Below are 14,730 nucleotides of genomic sequence, written 5' to 3'. Positions count from 1 at the left end.
TGGCACTGCGCAAATCCTACACCGGCCCCAAACATACCGGCAAATTCCTGACGAAATCTTCCAGGTGAGCTGGAGGGCACCGACGGAGGATAATTCAAATTGTCCGCATGGTCGATGGACTTGGGGAAGTAAGTCATGCCGGAGGGACAGCACCCCCCTCTGTCCTGCCGGACATCTCCCCCGCAAGTGGGGAGATTGGCAGCTTCAACCTTATCGCTCCTCTTGCAAGGTTTGCGATTGGCGAAAGCAGAGGCGACATCCGATCTCCCCCCCTTGCGGGGGAGATGTCCGGCAGGACAGAGGGGGTGTGCCGGATCGCCAACACCTCCCGATCTACTTCCCCGAAAACAACGGCAAATCCCTCGCGAAATGCTCCATGTCCGCCCAGGGGTCGCCCGAGGTCGCCAACAACCCCGGCAGCGAGGAATAGTTCAGATCCTGCGGCGCATCGATCGTCTCAAGGTCGCTCCAGCTCACCGGCGTCGACGCCGGCAGGTTGGTGCGGGCGCGCAGCGAATAAGGCGCCGCGGAGGTGTGGCCGCGCGCGTTGCGGTGGTAGTCGATGAAGATGCGGCGCTTCCGGTTTTCCTTGCCCATTGTGGTGGTGAAAGTGTCGGGCGCCGTGGCCGCCAGATGCGTGGAGATGGCGCTGGTAGCCTGGTGCAGCTTCTTCCAGTTCTGCTTTTGCGTCACCGGCACGGTTATGTGGATGCCGCCGCCGCCGGATGTCTTGGCGAACGGCACCAGGCCGAGCCGTTCCAATTCGCCCTTGATGTGGACGGCGGCCTCGACCACCTCGCGCCAGGCGATGCCCTCACCCGGATCGAGATCGAAAACGATCTGGTCGGGCTTGTCGAGGCTCAAGCGATGCGTGCCCCAGGTGTGGAACTCGACGACGCCGAACTGCGCCAGCGCCAGATAGCCTTTTGCTCCCTCGACCGACAGATAGGATTTGGTTTCACCTTCGGAGTTGGTGGCGTCAAAAGTGACCACAGAGGGCGGCATGCCGGTGAAGGCGTGGCGCTGGAAGAAACAGTCCTTCGGCAGGCCCGTCGGGCAGCGCACCAGCGACACCGGGCGGCCCATAATGTGCGGCAGCATGAAATCGCCGACCAGCGCGTAATAGACGGCGATGTCGAGTTTGGTCGGCCCGGTCTTGCCGAACAGCCGCCGCTCCGGATTGGTCACCCATATGGTGGCGAGATCGGCTTCGGCGATCAGCCGCTTGCGCTTCGGCGACACCGGCGTCGACAGGCCGACATCCCTGAGGCCGCGAAACACACCGTGGCGCAGCGAATTGTCGGCCGTGCGGTTGGCGTAGTGGATGCGGGCCGACAGCATCGGCCGCACCCATTTCATCTCGCGCATGATCTCGCGCGGCACACCCTCGGGTGCTGTCGCGCCGTCGCGCAGCGGCTGCAGCCGGGCCAGCAAGTCGCCCGCCGTCGCGGCATCGAAGCCGGTGCCGACCTTGCCGCGATAGTGCAGTTCGCCATCCGCGAATTCAGCCATGCCGAGTGCCGCCAGTCCTTCGGCCGCGTCGGAAACGGTGTAGCCGGCGATGACGAAATCGCCGGTCTCCAGCGCCTTGACCTTGGTCCAGCTCTTGGTGCGGCCGCTCTGGTAGATGGCGTTGGCGCGCTTGGAGACGACGCCTTCCAGCCCAAGGATCGAGGCCTGATCGTAAAGCCCCTGTCCGTCGCCTTCGACATGGTCGCTCAGTTGGATGGCGGAGTTGGCGCCCTGCCCGGCTAGCAGTTCGGCGAGCAGGGCCTTGCGCTTTGCGAGCGGCGCCTTGCGGAGGTCCCAGCCGTCGAGATGCAGCAGGTCGAAGGCATAGAAATGGAGCTTGCTGCCCGCACCCGCCGACAGCGCATCCTGCAGCAGCGCGAAACGCGAGATGCCCTTCTCGTCCAGCACCATGATCTCGCCGTCGATGATCGCCTGGCTGAGGGGCAGCCGGGCGAATGCCTGCGGCAGGTCGCCGTAACGCCTCGTCCAGTCGATGCCGCCGCGGGTGATCAGCCTGACCTCGCCATCGGCGATATGCGCCATGGTACGGTAGCCGTCGAATTTTATTTCGTGCAACCAGAGTTCACCTGTGTCTTCCACTGGCCCACCCGGTGGCTTCGGCACCTGCGTGGCGAGCTGCGGCTCGATGCGCGACGGCGGATCGCCCCTGACAGCGCCGGGCAGCGCGCCGGGTTTCAGCGCGCCGGGTTTGGGCGGCAGGCGGGCCGGCTTCTTCGGCGGCGCCACAAGCTCCTCGATCCGCTTGCCGGACTTCACGCTTTCCGGCCGCGCTTCCAGGATGTCGAGGCCGGCATCGGCGGCGAGATCGCGCTCCTTGAACAGCAGCCAGTTTTTCTTCTCGCTGTCTTCGCCGGGCTTGGGCTTCAGACGGGTCAGCATCCAGCCGCCATTCAACTTGGCGCCGGCCAGCCGGAACTTGAAGGCGCCGGTGCGCAGGCTCTTGTCGACATCGTCCATCGGTGCCCAGGTGCCGGTGTCCCAGACGATCATCGGCCCGCCGCCATATTCGCCTTCGGGAATGACGCCCTCGAAGTCGATATATTCGAGCGGATGGTCCTCGGTCTCGACTGCGAGCCGCTTGTCGGCCGGGTTGAGCGAGGGCCCGCGCGGCACCGCCCAGCTTTTCAGCACGCCGCCGACCTGCAGGCGCAAATCGTAATGGTCGGCGGTGGCGTGATGCTTGTGGACGACGAAGCGGTTGCCGTCGCCTGAAATGACCCCGCCCGCCGGTTCCGGCGTCTTCGTAAATTCGCGCTTGGCGCGGTAGGCCTTGAGTTTTGGCGGGGTTGGCATGGGTCAGGCGGGAGCGGCGGCGGCGGACGAACCTTCCCTGCGCCGCGTTCCTGCACAGTGCTGTCCCGCCAACATTTCAGATTTCCCAGCGTGGTGCGAAGAATGTGGAGATCACGCTCAATCGTCTGAGGCGGGCGTCAGGTCTAGCTCGGCCGGGGACAGCCCTTGTTGGAGCTGGCTCAGCCGGAACTCGTCGACCCAGTAGGCCTCGCCGTCGACCAGCACGCGGGCCGAGTAGACGCCGCCGGAAAAGCTTTGCGCGGTGACGTACACCTTGTGGCGGTCGAGCGCCTTGCGCACCGCGGCGCGCTTGGAATTCTGGCTGGTGACGGAACTGGCCATGGCTCACTCATACACAAGACCGCAAGACATGGCGGCGGCATAAGGATGCTGGAGATCGGCCGCTCTGTCAATTTTGACCGCCTGCTTCTGGCAGCGCTACGATCCAACGGCAGCAAAAAACCGCTGCGCCTCGGCAGCGGACTTTGCAATGGCGACGACAATATTCGGTTAGTGGTCCGAAGGAATTATGAGCGCGGTGACGCGCGAGAGCTGCTGACGCCGGTTCAGCGTCGGCTTCTCGTAGATCTTCTTCATTGGTGTCCCATGGCCCCCAATGGCCGCCGGCAAAGGCGCTTGCGGCTGGGTTTTGTCAAGGGAAGCGCTGTTCTTCCGCCGAACAGCTATGGAAACTGGAGGAGCGGCCGCTATAGTTTTCCTCAGCCCCAAGGAGAACGGCAATGACCCTCAGCACCCGCAAACTCGGCAGCCAGGGGCTGCAGGTCTCGGTAATCGGCCTCGGCTGCATGGGCATGAGCCAGTCCTACGGCCCTGCCGACGAGGCGGAATCGATCGCCACCCTGCACCGAGCCATCGAACTCGGCTGTACCTTCCTCGACACGGCGGAAGTCTACGGCGCCTATGCCAATGAAGAACTGCTCGGGCGGGCGCTGAAGGGCCGGCGCGATGAGGTGACCCTTGCCACCAAATTCGGCTTCCGCATCGAAAACGGCAGACAGGTCGGCACGGAGCGTGACAGCCGGCCCGACCATATCCGCGAGGCGCTGGAGGGCTCGCTGAAGCGGCTCGGCACCGACCATATCGACCTTTACTACCAGCATCGCGTCGATCCGGCCGTGCCGATGGAAGACGTCGCCGGCACGATCGGCCGGCTCGTCGCCGAGGGCAAGGTGCGCTTCTTCGGCCTGTCGGAGGCTGGTGCGGCCAACATCGGCCGCGCACATGCCGTGCATCCGGTCTCGGCGCTGCAGAGCGAGTATTCGCTGTGGGAGCGCAATCTGGAGCCGGAAATCATCCCGCTGCTCAAAAAGCTCGGCATCGGCCTGGTGCCGTTCGCGCCGCTCGGCCGCGGTTTCCTCGCCGGCGATGTCAAGCGCGCCGAGGATTATCCGGAAGGCGATTTTCGGCGCGGCGACCCCCGCTACCAGGGCGCCAACTACGACGCCAATGTCGCGGCAGCGGCTGCGGTGCAAGAGGTGGCCGCGGCCAAAGGGGTAAAGCCCGCACAGATCGCGCTGGCCTGGGTGCTCGGCAAGGGCGACGGCTTCGGCATCGACATCGTGCCGATCCCGGGGACAAAGTGGCGCAAGTATCTGGAGGAAAATGTCGCTGCCGCAGCGATCACGCTCGAAGCCGCCGAGATGGCTGCGCTCGACGCGGCACTCGCGCCGGGCAAGGTCTCAGGGCCGCGCTACAATGAGCGGGTGATGACGACCATCGACAGGTAGAGGCGTCTAAGCTGCCAATTTCCCCCCTCGTGGGGGAGATGCCTGGCAAGGCAGAGGGGGCGCGAAGGATCGCCCGCATCAAGTATTCTGCGTAGGGGTTAGCTCAAAGATGTAAGTGAAATTGGCCAATGTCGGCGGGACAGCGCCCCCCTCTGTCCTGCCGGACATCTCCCCCACAAGCGGGGAGATTAGCAGTTTCAGCCCCTCGCCTCACCTTGCGTAATCGATTTTCCTTGGCTAGCATCCTCGGGTCGGCGCCGTGCGGAGGAGAACGTTGCGGCGGACCGGCTGGAGCGCCTCGCGTCCCCTCGGGGCGTTCACAGGACACTCCATTTTTGAATTGACGCAAGGACCGTCCCGAGCCGCTCCCGGTTTCGGGCTCCTGCGTTCATGTGGAGGATATCTGATGAACAGACGCGAATTCCTGTTGTCGACCGTGGCGACCGGCGCCATGGCGCTGGCCGCGCCCATGGCCTTTGCCGCCGACAAACTGACCATATTGGGCTCGGTGCCCAATCTCGGCTTTCCGTTCTTTGTGCACATGCTGAACGAGATCAAGGCGGAGGCGCAGGCGCAAGGCGTCAATCTGACCGAGAGCGACGGCCAGAACTCGGCGCCGAAGCAGACCGCCGACATCGAGGCCGCACTTGTGCAGAAGGTCAACGCCATCGTGATTTCGCCGCTTGACGTCAACGCGCTGGCGCCGGCGATCGAGGAAGCGGTCAAGGCCGGGGTTCCCGTGGTCACCATCGACCGCCGCGTCGACGGCGTCGAGGGCATTCTGGCCCATGTCGGCGCCGACAATGTCAAGGGCGGCGAGGCCGAGGCGCAGGCCATGGTGGCGGCGTTCCCCAACGGCGCCAAGCTGTTCCATTTGCAGGGCCAGCCGGGTGCCGGGCCTGCGATCGACCGCAACAAAGGCGTCCACAATGTGCTCGATCCGCTCAAGGACAAGTACCAGATCATCTTCGAGCAGACCGCTAATTTCGCCCGCGCCGAAGCGCTGTCGGTGACCGAGGCCGGGCTTGCCGCCAACGGCAAGCCGGACGCCATCATCTGCGCCAATGACGACATGGCGCTCGGCGCGCTCGAAGCCTGTGCCGCGCGCAACTTCACCGACGTCAAGATCTACGGCTTCGACGCGCTGCCGGAAGCGCTGGTCGCCGTGCGCGACGGCAAGCTCGCCGGCACGGTCGAGCAGTTCCCCGGCGAACAGTCGCGCAAGGCGGTGCAGATCGCGGTCGCCTTCGCCAGGGACAAGACCGAGCCGAAGGAGAAGCTGGTGCTGTTGACGCCGATCGTCATCGGCAAGGACAATCTCGACAAGGCGGAGAGGTTGAACGAGACGAAGTGAGAGTAGGGCCCATGACGGGTGGAGGTCGCGCTCTGTCGCGCCCCCCTCTGTCCTGCCGGACATCTCCCCCACTTGGGGGGAGATTGGCCGTCACGTCTGCTTTCGCCAATCGCCAACGTTATAGAAATAGTGCTGCCGGCAAAACTGCTGATCTCCCCCCGTGTGGGGGAGATGTCCGGCAGGACAGAGGGGGGCGCTGTCCCGCTGCCTATCGCAATCCGGGAGCAATGCTTGTCCGCCGTTGAACCCACCGCATCATCGCCACCGCTCCTTTCCGTCGAAGGCGTGACCAAGCATTTTTCCGGCGTCACCGCGCTCATCGACGTTTCGCTCGAGGTGCGGCCCAGTGAGATCCTTGGCCTGCTCGGCGAGAACGGCGCCGGCAAGTCGACGCTGTTGAAAATCCTGTCCGGCGTGATGCCGCCGTCAAGCGGCCGCATCGTCTTCGACGGCGCCGACTACGCGCCGTCCAGTCCGCAGGATGCGAAGCGGCATGGCATCGTCACCATCTATCAGGAACTGAGCCTGATCCCGACGCTGACGGTTGCGGAAAACATTTTCATCGGCCGCGCGCCGCTCGGGCCGCTCGGGCTGGTCAGCTGGCGCAGGATGGAGGACGCCTCGCGCGCGATCATCGCCCGCGTCGGTCTCGACATCGATCCGGCGACGCCGGTGTCCTCGCTGTCGGTAGCCGAACAGCAGCTGGTCGAAATCGCCCGCGCTCTGTCGCTGGAAAGCCGCCTGATCATCATGGACGAGCCGACCTCGGCGCTGACCGAGACCGAGGTGCAGAAACTGATGTCGATCATGGACAGGCTGCGCAAGGACGGTGTCGCCATCATGTTCGTCACCCACCGGCTGGAGGAAGCGTCCGCCATTTGCGACCGCATGACCGTGCTGCGGGATGGCAGGCTGGCCGGTCATCTCGACCGTGACGGCCAGCCGATCCAGATCCCGAAGATCATCGAGAAGATGGTCGGCCGCGCCGCCTCCGAGCTCTACGCGCGGCCGACGCAGCGCGATGTCGCCGGCGAGGTCAGGCTCTCGGTGCGCGGGCTGCGGACGGTACGCGACCCGTTGGCGCCGCATGCCATCGTGCTCGAAGGCGTCAACCTCGATCTGAAGGCCGGCGAAATCCTCGGCGTTGCCGGCCTCGTCGGTTCCGGCCGCACCGAGCTTGCCCGCGCCATTTTCGGCGCCGACCGCATCGCCGCCGGCACGATTGCGCTCGACGGTAAGCCGATCGCCCCGGCCTCCCCCGCAGACGCCATCAAACTCGGCATCGGGCTGGTGCCGGAAGACCGCAAGCACCAGGCGATCTTTGCAGCACTGGGCATTCTCAACAATTTCTCGATCGCCTCGCTCGGCCGCTACAGCAATGGGGCCGGCTTCATGGCCGAACGGCGCGAGCGCGAGGCGCTGGCCGGCTATCGCAAGGCACTGTCGATCCGCATGGCCTCGCCCGACCAGGCGATCGAGGGCCTGTCCGGCGGCAACCAGCAAAAAGTCATCCTGGCCCGCTGGCTGGCGCGCGACCCGAAAGTACTGATCGTCGACGAGCCGACGCGCGGCGTCGATGTCGGCGCCAAGGCCGAAGTGCACCAGATCCTGGTCCAGTTGGCTGCGCGCGGCATCGCCATCATGATGATCTCGTCGGAGCTGCCGGAGGTGCTGGCAGTGTCGGATCGCATCGTTACGATGCGGCGCGGCCGTATCACCGGCGAAATGCCGGGCATCGAAGCGACCGAGGAAAAACTGATGGAACTGATGGCGCTCGACCGCAAGCAGGACGCAACGCAATGACCAGCACCACCGAACAGACCCAGCGCAGCGGCATCAACATCGCGCGGCTTCTGATGAGTTTTGGGCCGCTGATGTTCCTGGCGGTGTTGATCGTCATCTTCACCGTGCTGAAGCCGAGCTTCATCGATCCAATCAACCTGTTCAACATTTTGAGGCAGATCTCGATCACCGGGCTGATCGCGCTCGGCATGACTTTCGTCATCCTCACTGCCGGCATCGACCTGTCGGTCGGCTCACTGCTCGCCTTCTGCGGCATGGTGGCGGCGGTGGTGGCCAAGGGCGGCACCGCCAACACGCTGTCGCTGTCGACCACGGGCACGCAAGGATATGGCTGGTTCGCCGCCTTGCTTGCCGCCGTCATCGTCGGGGCGCTGGCCGGCGGCGTCCAGGGCTTTGCCATCACCAGGCTGAAAGTGCCGCCCTTCGTCGTCACGCTGGGTGGTCTCACAGTGTTTCGCGGCCTGACGCTGACCATCTCCAATGGTGGACCGATCTCCGGTTTCGACGCCTCGATGCGCTGGTTCGGCACCGGGCTCATCGGACCGGTGCCGGTGCCGGCGATCATCTTCGCGGCGGCGGCCATCCTGTGCCACATCGTGCTGCGCTATACGCGCTATGGCCGCGCCGTCTATGCCGTCGGCGGCAATGCCGAGGCCGCACGCCTGTCGGGCCTGCGCGTCGACCGCATTCTGATCTCGGTCTATGTCATCGTCGGCTTCTTCGCCGGGCTGGCCGCCTTCGTTTTGTCAGCACGGCTCAACTCCTCCGAAGCCGTGGCCGGCATCGGCTACGAGCTTACGGTGATTTCGGCCGTGGTCATCGGCGGCACCTCGCTATTCGGCGGCATCGGCTCGGTCGGCGGCACGGTGGTGGGCGCAGCACTCATCGGCGTGCTGCAGAACGGGCTACAGTTCAACAATGTCTCTTCCTACACACAAAGCATCGTCATCGGCCTGATCCTGATCCTGGCCGTGGCCTTCGATCGTTGGCTGAAGTCGCGGGTGAGGCGGTGAGGGATCGGCCATGGTTCAGATCAGGGCGATGACAGAGAACGATGTAGCGTCGGTATCGCGGCTGCTGGGAGAGTCTTGGCGGCGCACCTATTCGTCGATCCTGGGACCTGAAAATACCGCGCGGCTCTCGGACGACAAGCATGCGCCCGAGCGGCTGGCAGCCGAACTTCTGGACGACAACAAGATGTCGTTCGTGGCCGAACGGCCGGACGGTTCGATCGCCGGCTACGCGATGGCGGCGATGGACGATCGTGGCGATGTCCTGCTCGACCGGCTGCACATCGACAAGTCAGAGTTCGGCAGCGGGCTCGCCACCGACCTGCTGCACGCGGTGCTTGTCGCGCATGCCGGCATCCCCAGCATTGCGCTGGAAGTGATCGAGGGCAACGACCAGGCGATCGCCTTCTATCGCAAGCACGGTTTCGAGGTGGTCGAACACCGCCCGGCCGCGCACGGCGTCGCCGGCCATGCCTCGCTGATCATGCGCCGGCTGCTGTCGAGGGCGTGAAGTGAATGGGAAACCGCAGTAGTCAGGGCCCTACTGCCCTAACCCCTGCGCCGCCACCGCCTGTGGACCGTCCTCGTCGTCCGGCATATCGAGGAGTTCGATCAGCCGCGCCACCTTCGTTCCCGGCAAGGGGCGGCCCTCGTTGACCAGCGCCTCGTCGGCACCGAGCCAGGCGAACGCCTCGCGCAGTTCTTCAAGGGTGGCGCCGGTCAGCGCGATGTCGGCTATGACTGCCTCGTCTACCGGCCCCAACACCGAAATGATGTCGTCGCGTGTCATGGTCACCTCCATGCTAAGTGCCGGCCGGTCGTCGAGATGACGCCGAGACCCGGCCATCCAGCCAACGGATTGCGAGTAAAAACCGCCGACAAAGCAGAATCTGGGTCTTCTTTTCGACTAAGCAAGATGAACGCGCGCGCCTTTTGCCGTCAAGCAGCCGAGTGCGGATCGATGCTGTAGAGATGCACGGGATAGCCGGGACCGATGGCGTCGCGCACCCGGTCCGTCCAGGCGAGGACCGCCGGATAAGCCGCCAGCGCAAAGCCGCAATCTTCGGCACGGTGGCCGTAGGCATAAACAGCAATGTCGGCGATGGTGAGCGTGTCGCCGACAAGGAACGGCGTGTCGTTCAGGCTGCGCTCCAGCGCTGCCAGCGTGCGGGCGCCGGCTTCGCGCTTGGCCGGAACCATCGCCTGGTTGCGCTCCAGCCTTCCGGCCAGCGTCCAGAAGCGCAGGGAGCCGATGACCGGCTCGACATGGTACTGTTCGAAGAACAGCCATTGCATAATTTTCGCGCTGACATAGCGATCCGCCGGCAGCAAGGGCGTGCCTTCGGCGAGATAAATGAGGATCGCATTCGATTCGGCGATCGCACGGCCATCCTCGAGTTCGAGCACAGGAACGGCGCCGGCCGGGTTGAGCTTCAGGAAGGCGTCGGTGTGGCTCTCGCCCTCGAAAATCGACACCAGGCGGCTTTCATAGGGAATGTTGAGCAGGCCGAGCACGACCCTCGCCTTCCAACCGTTTTGCGACGGCAAATAATCATGAAGCGTGAGCATGGCTGTCCTTTCGCTGCGGTCGACGCCTGATTTGCACGGTGCCACGATACCAGCCACCCGAATCCTGCAATGTGTACGCGCGGAAACAGATAAACTATACGCATGAGAGCTTTATTGACTTCGCTGTATGTGCGATTTACCCGATAAACACTTGCGTCGGATAACTGCGCGGGCAAGCAATCAGTTTGCGTGTGAGAGGAATCGCAAGCATGAGCCTTTCGCGCCGAAGCGAGATCGCCGCCGAGGCCGTGGGGCCAACGATTGTCGCCGGCGAAATCCTGGTCGAGATCATGGCGACGGAACGGGGTTTCGGCTTCCTCGAGCCGCAATCGCTTGTCGGGCCATTCCCCAGCGGTGCGCCGGCGATCTTCATCGACCAGGTCGCCCGGCTGGGAGGCGGCGCCGGCATCATCGGCTGCGTCGGTCGCGACGATTTCGGCACGCTCAACCTGAACCGGCTGGAGCGCGACGGCGTCGACGTCTCCGCCGTCGATATCAGCGACCGCTTCCCGACGGGATGCGCCTTCGTGCGCTACCGGCCCGATGGTATCAGGGACTTCGTCTACAACATCGCCGAATCCGCCGCCGGGCAGATCCACCTGACCACTGCTGCGCGCCTGCTGGCGGACAGGGCCGGCCATCTGCATATCATGGGATCGACGCTGTCGGTGGCAGGGCTGAAGGAGATCGTCAGCTACGCAGTGCAGGCGGTTCGTGCCCGCGGCGGCTCGACCTCATTCGACCCGAATGTGCGCAAGGAGCTGATCGACGGCTCCGACGGCGCACTGTTTTCCGCCCTCATCGACGATGCCGACCTGCTGCTGCCGTCCGGCGACGAATTGCTCGCTACGGCGGGCGTCGATGACGAGCATCAGGCGGTGGCGGCGCTGTTTGCCAGGGGCGTCGGCGAGATCGTGCTGAAGCGCGGTGCTGACGGCTCTTCCTGGTTCGGCGCCGACGGCGCCAGGATCGACTGCGCCGGTTTTCAAGTCGAGGAAGTCGACCCGACGGGCGCCGGCGACTGCTTTGGCGCCACCTACCTGACTTGCCGCCGCCAGGGGATGGAGCCCGGCAAGGCGCTGCTTTATGCCAATGCCGCCGGCGCCCGCAACATCACCCGGCGCGGCCCGATGGAAGGCACCGCCGGCTTCGATGCGCTTGACCAATTCATCAAGGGAACAGCGAGACGGACATGAGCGCCAACCCGCTTGCAGGCCTCGCCAGCGCGCGCAAAAACGGCTCGCCCTACGGCATCACCTCGATCTGCTCCGCGCATCCGCTGGTGATCCAGACGGCGATCAGGCGCGCCGTTGCCGACAGGGAGAAAAACCTGCTGATTGAGGCAACCTGCAATCAGGTCAACCAGTTCGGCGGCTATACCGGAATGACCCCGGCGCTGTTCGTCGCCTTCGTGCTGGAGATCGCCTGCCGCGAGGGGCTGGAAGCCTCGCGCATCATCTTCGGCGGCGACCATCTGGGACCGAACCCGTGGCGCGCAGAGCCGGCGGCGCAGGCGATGGACAAGGCCGAGGCCATGGTCGGCGCCTATATCGCGGCCGGCTTCACCAAGATCCATCTCGACGCATCGATGGGCTGCGCCGGCGAGCCGGCGGCGCTTGACGACGAGACCATCGCCACCCGGGCGGCGCGGCTGGCAAAGGCGGCCGAAACGGGCGCGCACGCCGCAGGCAGCACCTTGCCGGTCTACATCATCGGCACCGAAGTCCCCGCCCCCGGCGGAGTCGACCATGCGATCAGCGAGTTGAAGCCGACCGAGGCGGCGGCGGCGCGGCGCACGATCGAGGTTCACCGGGAGATCTTTGCCCGCGAAGGCCTGTCCGAGGCCTTCGGCCGCGTCATCGCCGTGGTCGTGCAGCCGGGCGTGGAATTCGGCAGCCAGAACGTCGTCGCCTACGCGCCCGAGAAATCCAAGGGCCTGACCGGCTTGCTCGATGAGCAGCCGTCGCTCGTCTACGAGGCGCATTCGACCGACTACCAGAGCCGTGCGGCTTTGACCGCGCTGGTCGCAAACGGCTTTCCTATCCTCAAGGTCGGCCCCGGCCTGACCTTCGCCTTGCGCGAGGCGCTTTACGGGCTCGACCTGATCGCCTCCGAAATGGCCAGGGACTATGGCGACCGGTCGCTCGCCCGGACCATGGAAAGCGCGATGCTGGCAGCCCCCGGCCATTGGCACAGCCACTATCATGGCAATGAAGCAGAGCTCTATGTGCAGCGGCATTACAGCTACAGCGACCGCATCCGCTATTATTGGAGCAACCCCACCGCTGTCGCGGCCGTCGAGCGCCTGCGCAAGGCGCTGGACGACGTTGCCATTCCCGAAACGCTGATGCGGCAATTCCTGCCGGCGCTGCCGGCCGAACTCGGGCCGGCGGGCAATCCCGAGGCTATCCTTCTCGAAGCTGTCGATCAGGTGCTGGCCGACTATGACGCGGCCTGCCGTGGGACCTGAGTGCATTGCGCCGGGTTGATCTTTGCCTCAGCCCAGTGTCTCTGACGTTTCCATGAAACCAGCCATGTTCTTTCTCCTGTTCGCGGCCTCCCTGCTGGCGTCGCCGGCACGCGCCGACTGGAAGCCGGTCGAAAAGGTCGAGACCTACGCCATCGCAGGGCGGACCGGCCCGGAACTCTATGCCGCGATCGGCGAAGCCGGCCCCTTGCTCGGCAAGGGTCGGGTCATTGCGCACACCAATTTCAAGCTGACCTGGACCAGGGACTACAGGCCGAAAGGCGACGCCTGCGTGCTCAAATCGGCGCGCCCGAAACTGATCATCACCTACACCTTGCCGAAGCCGGCCGAACCGTTGCCGGCTTCCGTCCAGAAGAACTGGACGGTGTTCATCGCCGGGCTCGCCGCCCACGAGAGAGTGCATGGCGCAGCCATCGCCGAGATGGTGCGCAAGATCGAGGCGGTGAGCGTCGGCCTGACCGTTACTGATGACCCCGCCTGCAGCAAGATCAGAACCGAGCTGACGAGGCAACTCGCCCAGATCTCGCTGGCTCAGCGGCAGGCGAGCCGCAACTTCGACCGGGTCGAATTCGGCCCCGGCGGAAACCTGCAGAAGCTGGTGCTGGCTTTTGTGAATGGGGGGTAGTTTGCCGGTGTGCCGTTCATTGCGCCGGGTGTTTCGAACGACAAGAAAACCGTCCGCATGGCCGCTTTACAGGCAGGCTTGGTAGCGCTACCGTCTGATCGTCGCGCGACCTGTTGGGGGAATGGGAGACGGTCGCGAGGCGGGAGAGGAGCGGTTTCCTTCGGGGCGTCGCAAGAAGCATTCGGGAGGAGATCGATGGCGTCTGTCGCGATCGGCGACGTTTACAAATCGTTCGGGACCGTCGAGGTCCTGCACGGCGTCAGTGTGGATATCGACGACGGCGAGTTCGTCACGCTTGTCGGCCCGTCGGGTTGCGGAAAATCGACCCTTCTCAGGATGATCGCCGGCCTGGAAAAGATTTCTCGGGGCGAGATCGCGATCGGGGATCGGGTCGTCAACAACGTTGCGCCGAAAGAGCGCGACGTTGCCATGGTGTTCCAGAACTACGCGCTCTACCCGCACATGACGGTCGCCGAGAACATGGCGTTCTCGCTCATGCTCAAAGGTGTTTCGAAGGCCGATTGCGCTACCAGCATTCAGCGCCGCCGAAATCCTCGGGCTGGTGCCATTGCTGACGCGATATCCGCGCCAGCTTTCCGGCGGCCAGCGCCAGCGCGTCGCCATGGGCCGGGCGATCGTGCGCGATCCACAGGTTTTCCTGTTCGACGAACCGCTCTCCAATCTCGACGCCAAGCTCAGGGTGCAGATGCGCGCCGAGATCAAGGAACTGCACCAGCGGCTCAAGACGACCACAGTCTATGTCACCCACGACCAGATCGAGGCCATGACCATGGCCGACAAGATCGTGGTCATGCATGACGGCATCGTCGAACAGATCGGACCGCCGCTGGAGCTCTACGACAGGCCAAACAATCTCTTCGTCGCCAGTTTCATCGGCTCGCCCGCCATGAACCTGATCAAGGGCGAGATCGTCACCGACGGGTCTCCGTCCTTTCGCGGCGCCGGGGGAATTTCCGTGCCGCTGGCCGGCGCGCCGGCCGTTGGCAACGGTCATCCGGTGGTGCTGGGAATACGGCCCGAGCATTTGCGGCTATCGTCAGACCAAGGCATTCCTGTCACCGTCGCGGTGGTCGAGCCGACCGGGTCGGAAGTGCAGATCATCGGCCGCACCGCCGGCGGCGACGAGATCGTCGCCAATTTCCGCGAACGCCATGCCTTAACACCGGGCGAATCCATACGGCTCTCTGCCGCGCCTGGCCTGATTCATCTCTTTGACGGCAAGACCGGAACACGATTTGAAACGCGTAACGGATGGTAAGGACCGCATAGCAAGGAAGATAAACCGG

At 64.5% G+C, this 14,730-nt stretch carries 13 protein-coding genes and 1 pseudogene; 10 read left to right on the top strand and 4 right to left on the bottom strand.

Annotated features, from left to right (window positions below; genetic code table 11):
- Window positions 1-333 precede the first annotated feature (333 nt).
- Window positions 334-2,826, bottom strand: coding sequence for a DNA ligase D (gene ligD, locus NKJ18_RS21545; protein WP_352759568.1), 2,493 nt, complete (start codon window positions 2,824-2,826; stop codon window positions 334-336).
- A gap of 117 nt (window positions 2,827-2,943) precedes the next feature.
- Window positions 2,944-3,168 carry a hypothetical protein gene (locus tag NKJ18_RS21540; protein ID WP_023673483.1) on the bottom strand — a complete coding sequence of 75 codons (225 nt, stop codon included), beginning with the start codon at window positions 3,166-3,168 and terminating at the stop codon, window positions 2,944-2,946.
- A gap of 45 nt (window positions 3,169-3,213) precedes the next feature.
- Between NKJ18_RS21540 and NKJ18_RS21535 the strand changes: the two genes are divergently transcribed.
- The 6 genes from NKJ18_RS21535 (at window position 3,214) to NKJ18_RS21510 (ending at window position 9,252) form a co-directional block, all read left to right on the top strand.
- Window positions 3,214-3,570, top strand: coding sequence for a hypothetical protein (locus tag NKJ18_RS21535; RefSeq protein ID WP_352519878.1), 357 nt, complete (start codon window positions 3,214-3,216; stop codon window positions 3,568-3,570).
- Entirely contained in the window at window positions 3,567-4,574 is a 1,008-nt protein-coding gene (locus NKJ18_RS21530; RefSeq protein ID WP_352759566.1) for an aldo/keto reductase, read from the top strand. Before NKJ18_RS21535 ends, NKJ18_RS21530 begins: the two co-directional genes overlap by 4 nt.
- Window positions 4,575-4,980: 406 nt before the next feature.
- Window positions 4,981-5,928, top strand: coding sequence for a substrate-binding domain-containing protein (locus NKJ18_RS21525; RefSeq protein ID WP_023673481.1), 948 nt, complete (start codon window positions 4,981-4,983; stop codon window positions 5,926-5,928).
- Window positions 5,929-6,099: 171 nt separating this feature from the next.
- Window positions 6,100-7,731 carry a sugar ABC transporter ATP-binding protein gene (locus NKJ18_RS21520; protein WP_444849007.1) on the top strand — a complete coding sequence of 544 codons (1,632 nt, stop codon included), beginning with the start codon at window positions 6,100-6,102 and terminating at the stop codon, window positions 7,729-7,731.
- Window positions 7,728-8,744 carry an ABC transporter permease gene (locus tag NKJ18_RS21515; RefSeq protein ID WP_023685887.1) on the top strand — a complete coding sequence of 339 codons (1,017 nt, stop codon included), beginning with the start codon at window positions 7,728-7,730 and terminating at the stop codon, window positions 8,742-8,744. The genes NKJ18_RS21520 and NKJ18_RS21515 overlap by 4 nt, the downstream gene beginning before the upstream one ends.
- A 10-nt stretch (window positions 8,745-8,754) precedes the next feature.
- Entirely contained in the window at window positions 8,755-9,252 is a 498-nt protein-coding gene (locus tag NKJ18_RS21510; protein WP_352759564.1) for a GNAT family N-acetyltransferase, read from the top strand.
- Window positions 9,253-9,282: 30 nt separating this feature from the next.
- Here NKJ18_RS21510 and NKJ18_RS21505 read toward each other — a convergent pair whose 3' ends face one another.
- Window positions 9,283-9,531, bottom strand: a complete 249-nt coding sequence (locus NKJ18_RS21505; protein ID WP_352537542.1) for a hypothetical protein — start codon at window positions 9,529-9,531, stop codon at window positions 9,283-9,285.
- Window positions 9,532-9,680: 149 nt separating this feature from the next.
- Entirely contained in the window at window positions 9,681-10,310 is a 630-nt protein-coding gene (locus tag NKJ18_RS21500; RefSeq protein ID WP_352544056.1) for a glutathione S-transferase family protein, read from the bottom strand.
- 209 nt (window positions 10,311-10,519) lie between these two features.
- Here NKJ18_RS21500 and NKJ18_RS21495 point away from each other — a divergent pair, with 209 nt between their 5' ends.
- The 4 genes and pseudogenes from NKJ18_RS21495 (at window position 10,520) to NKJ18_RS21480 (ending at window position 14,702) form a co-directional block, all read left to right on the top strand.
- Complete coding sequence (locus tag NKJ18_RS21495; protein ID WP_031198058.1) at window positions 10,520-11,506, top strand: tagatose kinase; 987 nt, start codon at window positions 10,520-10,522, stop codon at window positions 11,504-11,506.
- On the top strand, window positions 11,503-12,780 hold the full coding sequence (locus NKJ18_RS21490) for a D-tagatose-bisphosphate aldolase, class II, non-catalytic subunit (protein WP_023827252.1): 1,278 nt from the start codon (window positions 11,503-11,505) through the stop codon (window positions 12,778-12,780). The genes NKJ18_RS21495 and NKJ18_RS21490 overlap by 4 nt, the downstream gene beginning before the upstream one ends.
- A 52-nt stretch (window positions 12,781-12,832) precedes the next feature.
- Window positions 12,833-13,423 carry a DUF922 domain-containing Zn-dependent protease gene (locus tag NKJ18_RS21485; protein WP_502900815.1) on the top strand — a complete coding sequence of 197 codons (591 nt, stop codon included), beginning with the start codon at window positions 12,833-12,835 and terminating at the stop codon, window positions 13,421-13,423.
- A 195-nt stretch (window positions 13,424-13,618) separates the two neighbouring features.
- Window positions 13,619-14,702 (top strand): annotated as a pseudogene (locus NKJ18_RS21480) (ABC transporter ATP-binding protein).
- Window positions 14,703-14,730: the final 28 nt, after the last annotated feature.

It is taken from the genome of Mesorhizobium sp. M0217 (assembly GCF_040321955.1).
Lineage (GTDB): Bacteria > Pseudomonadota > Alphaproteobacteria > Rhizobiales > Rhizobiaceae > Mesorhizobium.
Note: the sequence above shows the minus strand (reverse complement) of the source record. Positions and strands in the feature narration are given on the sequence as shown.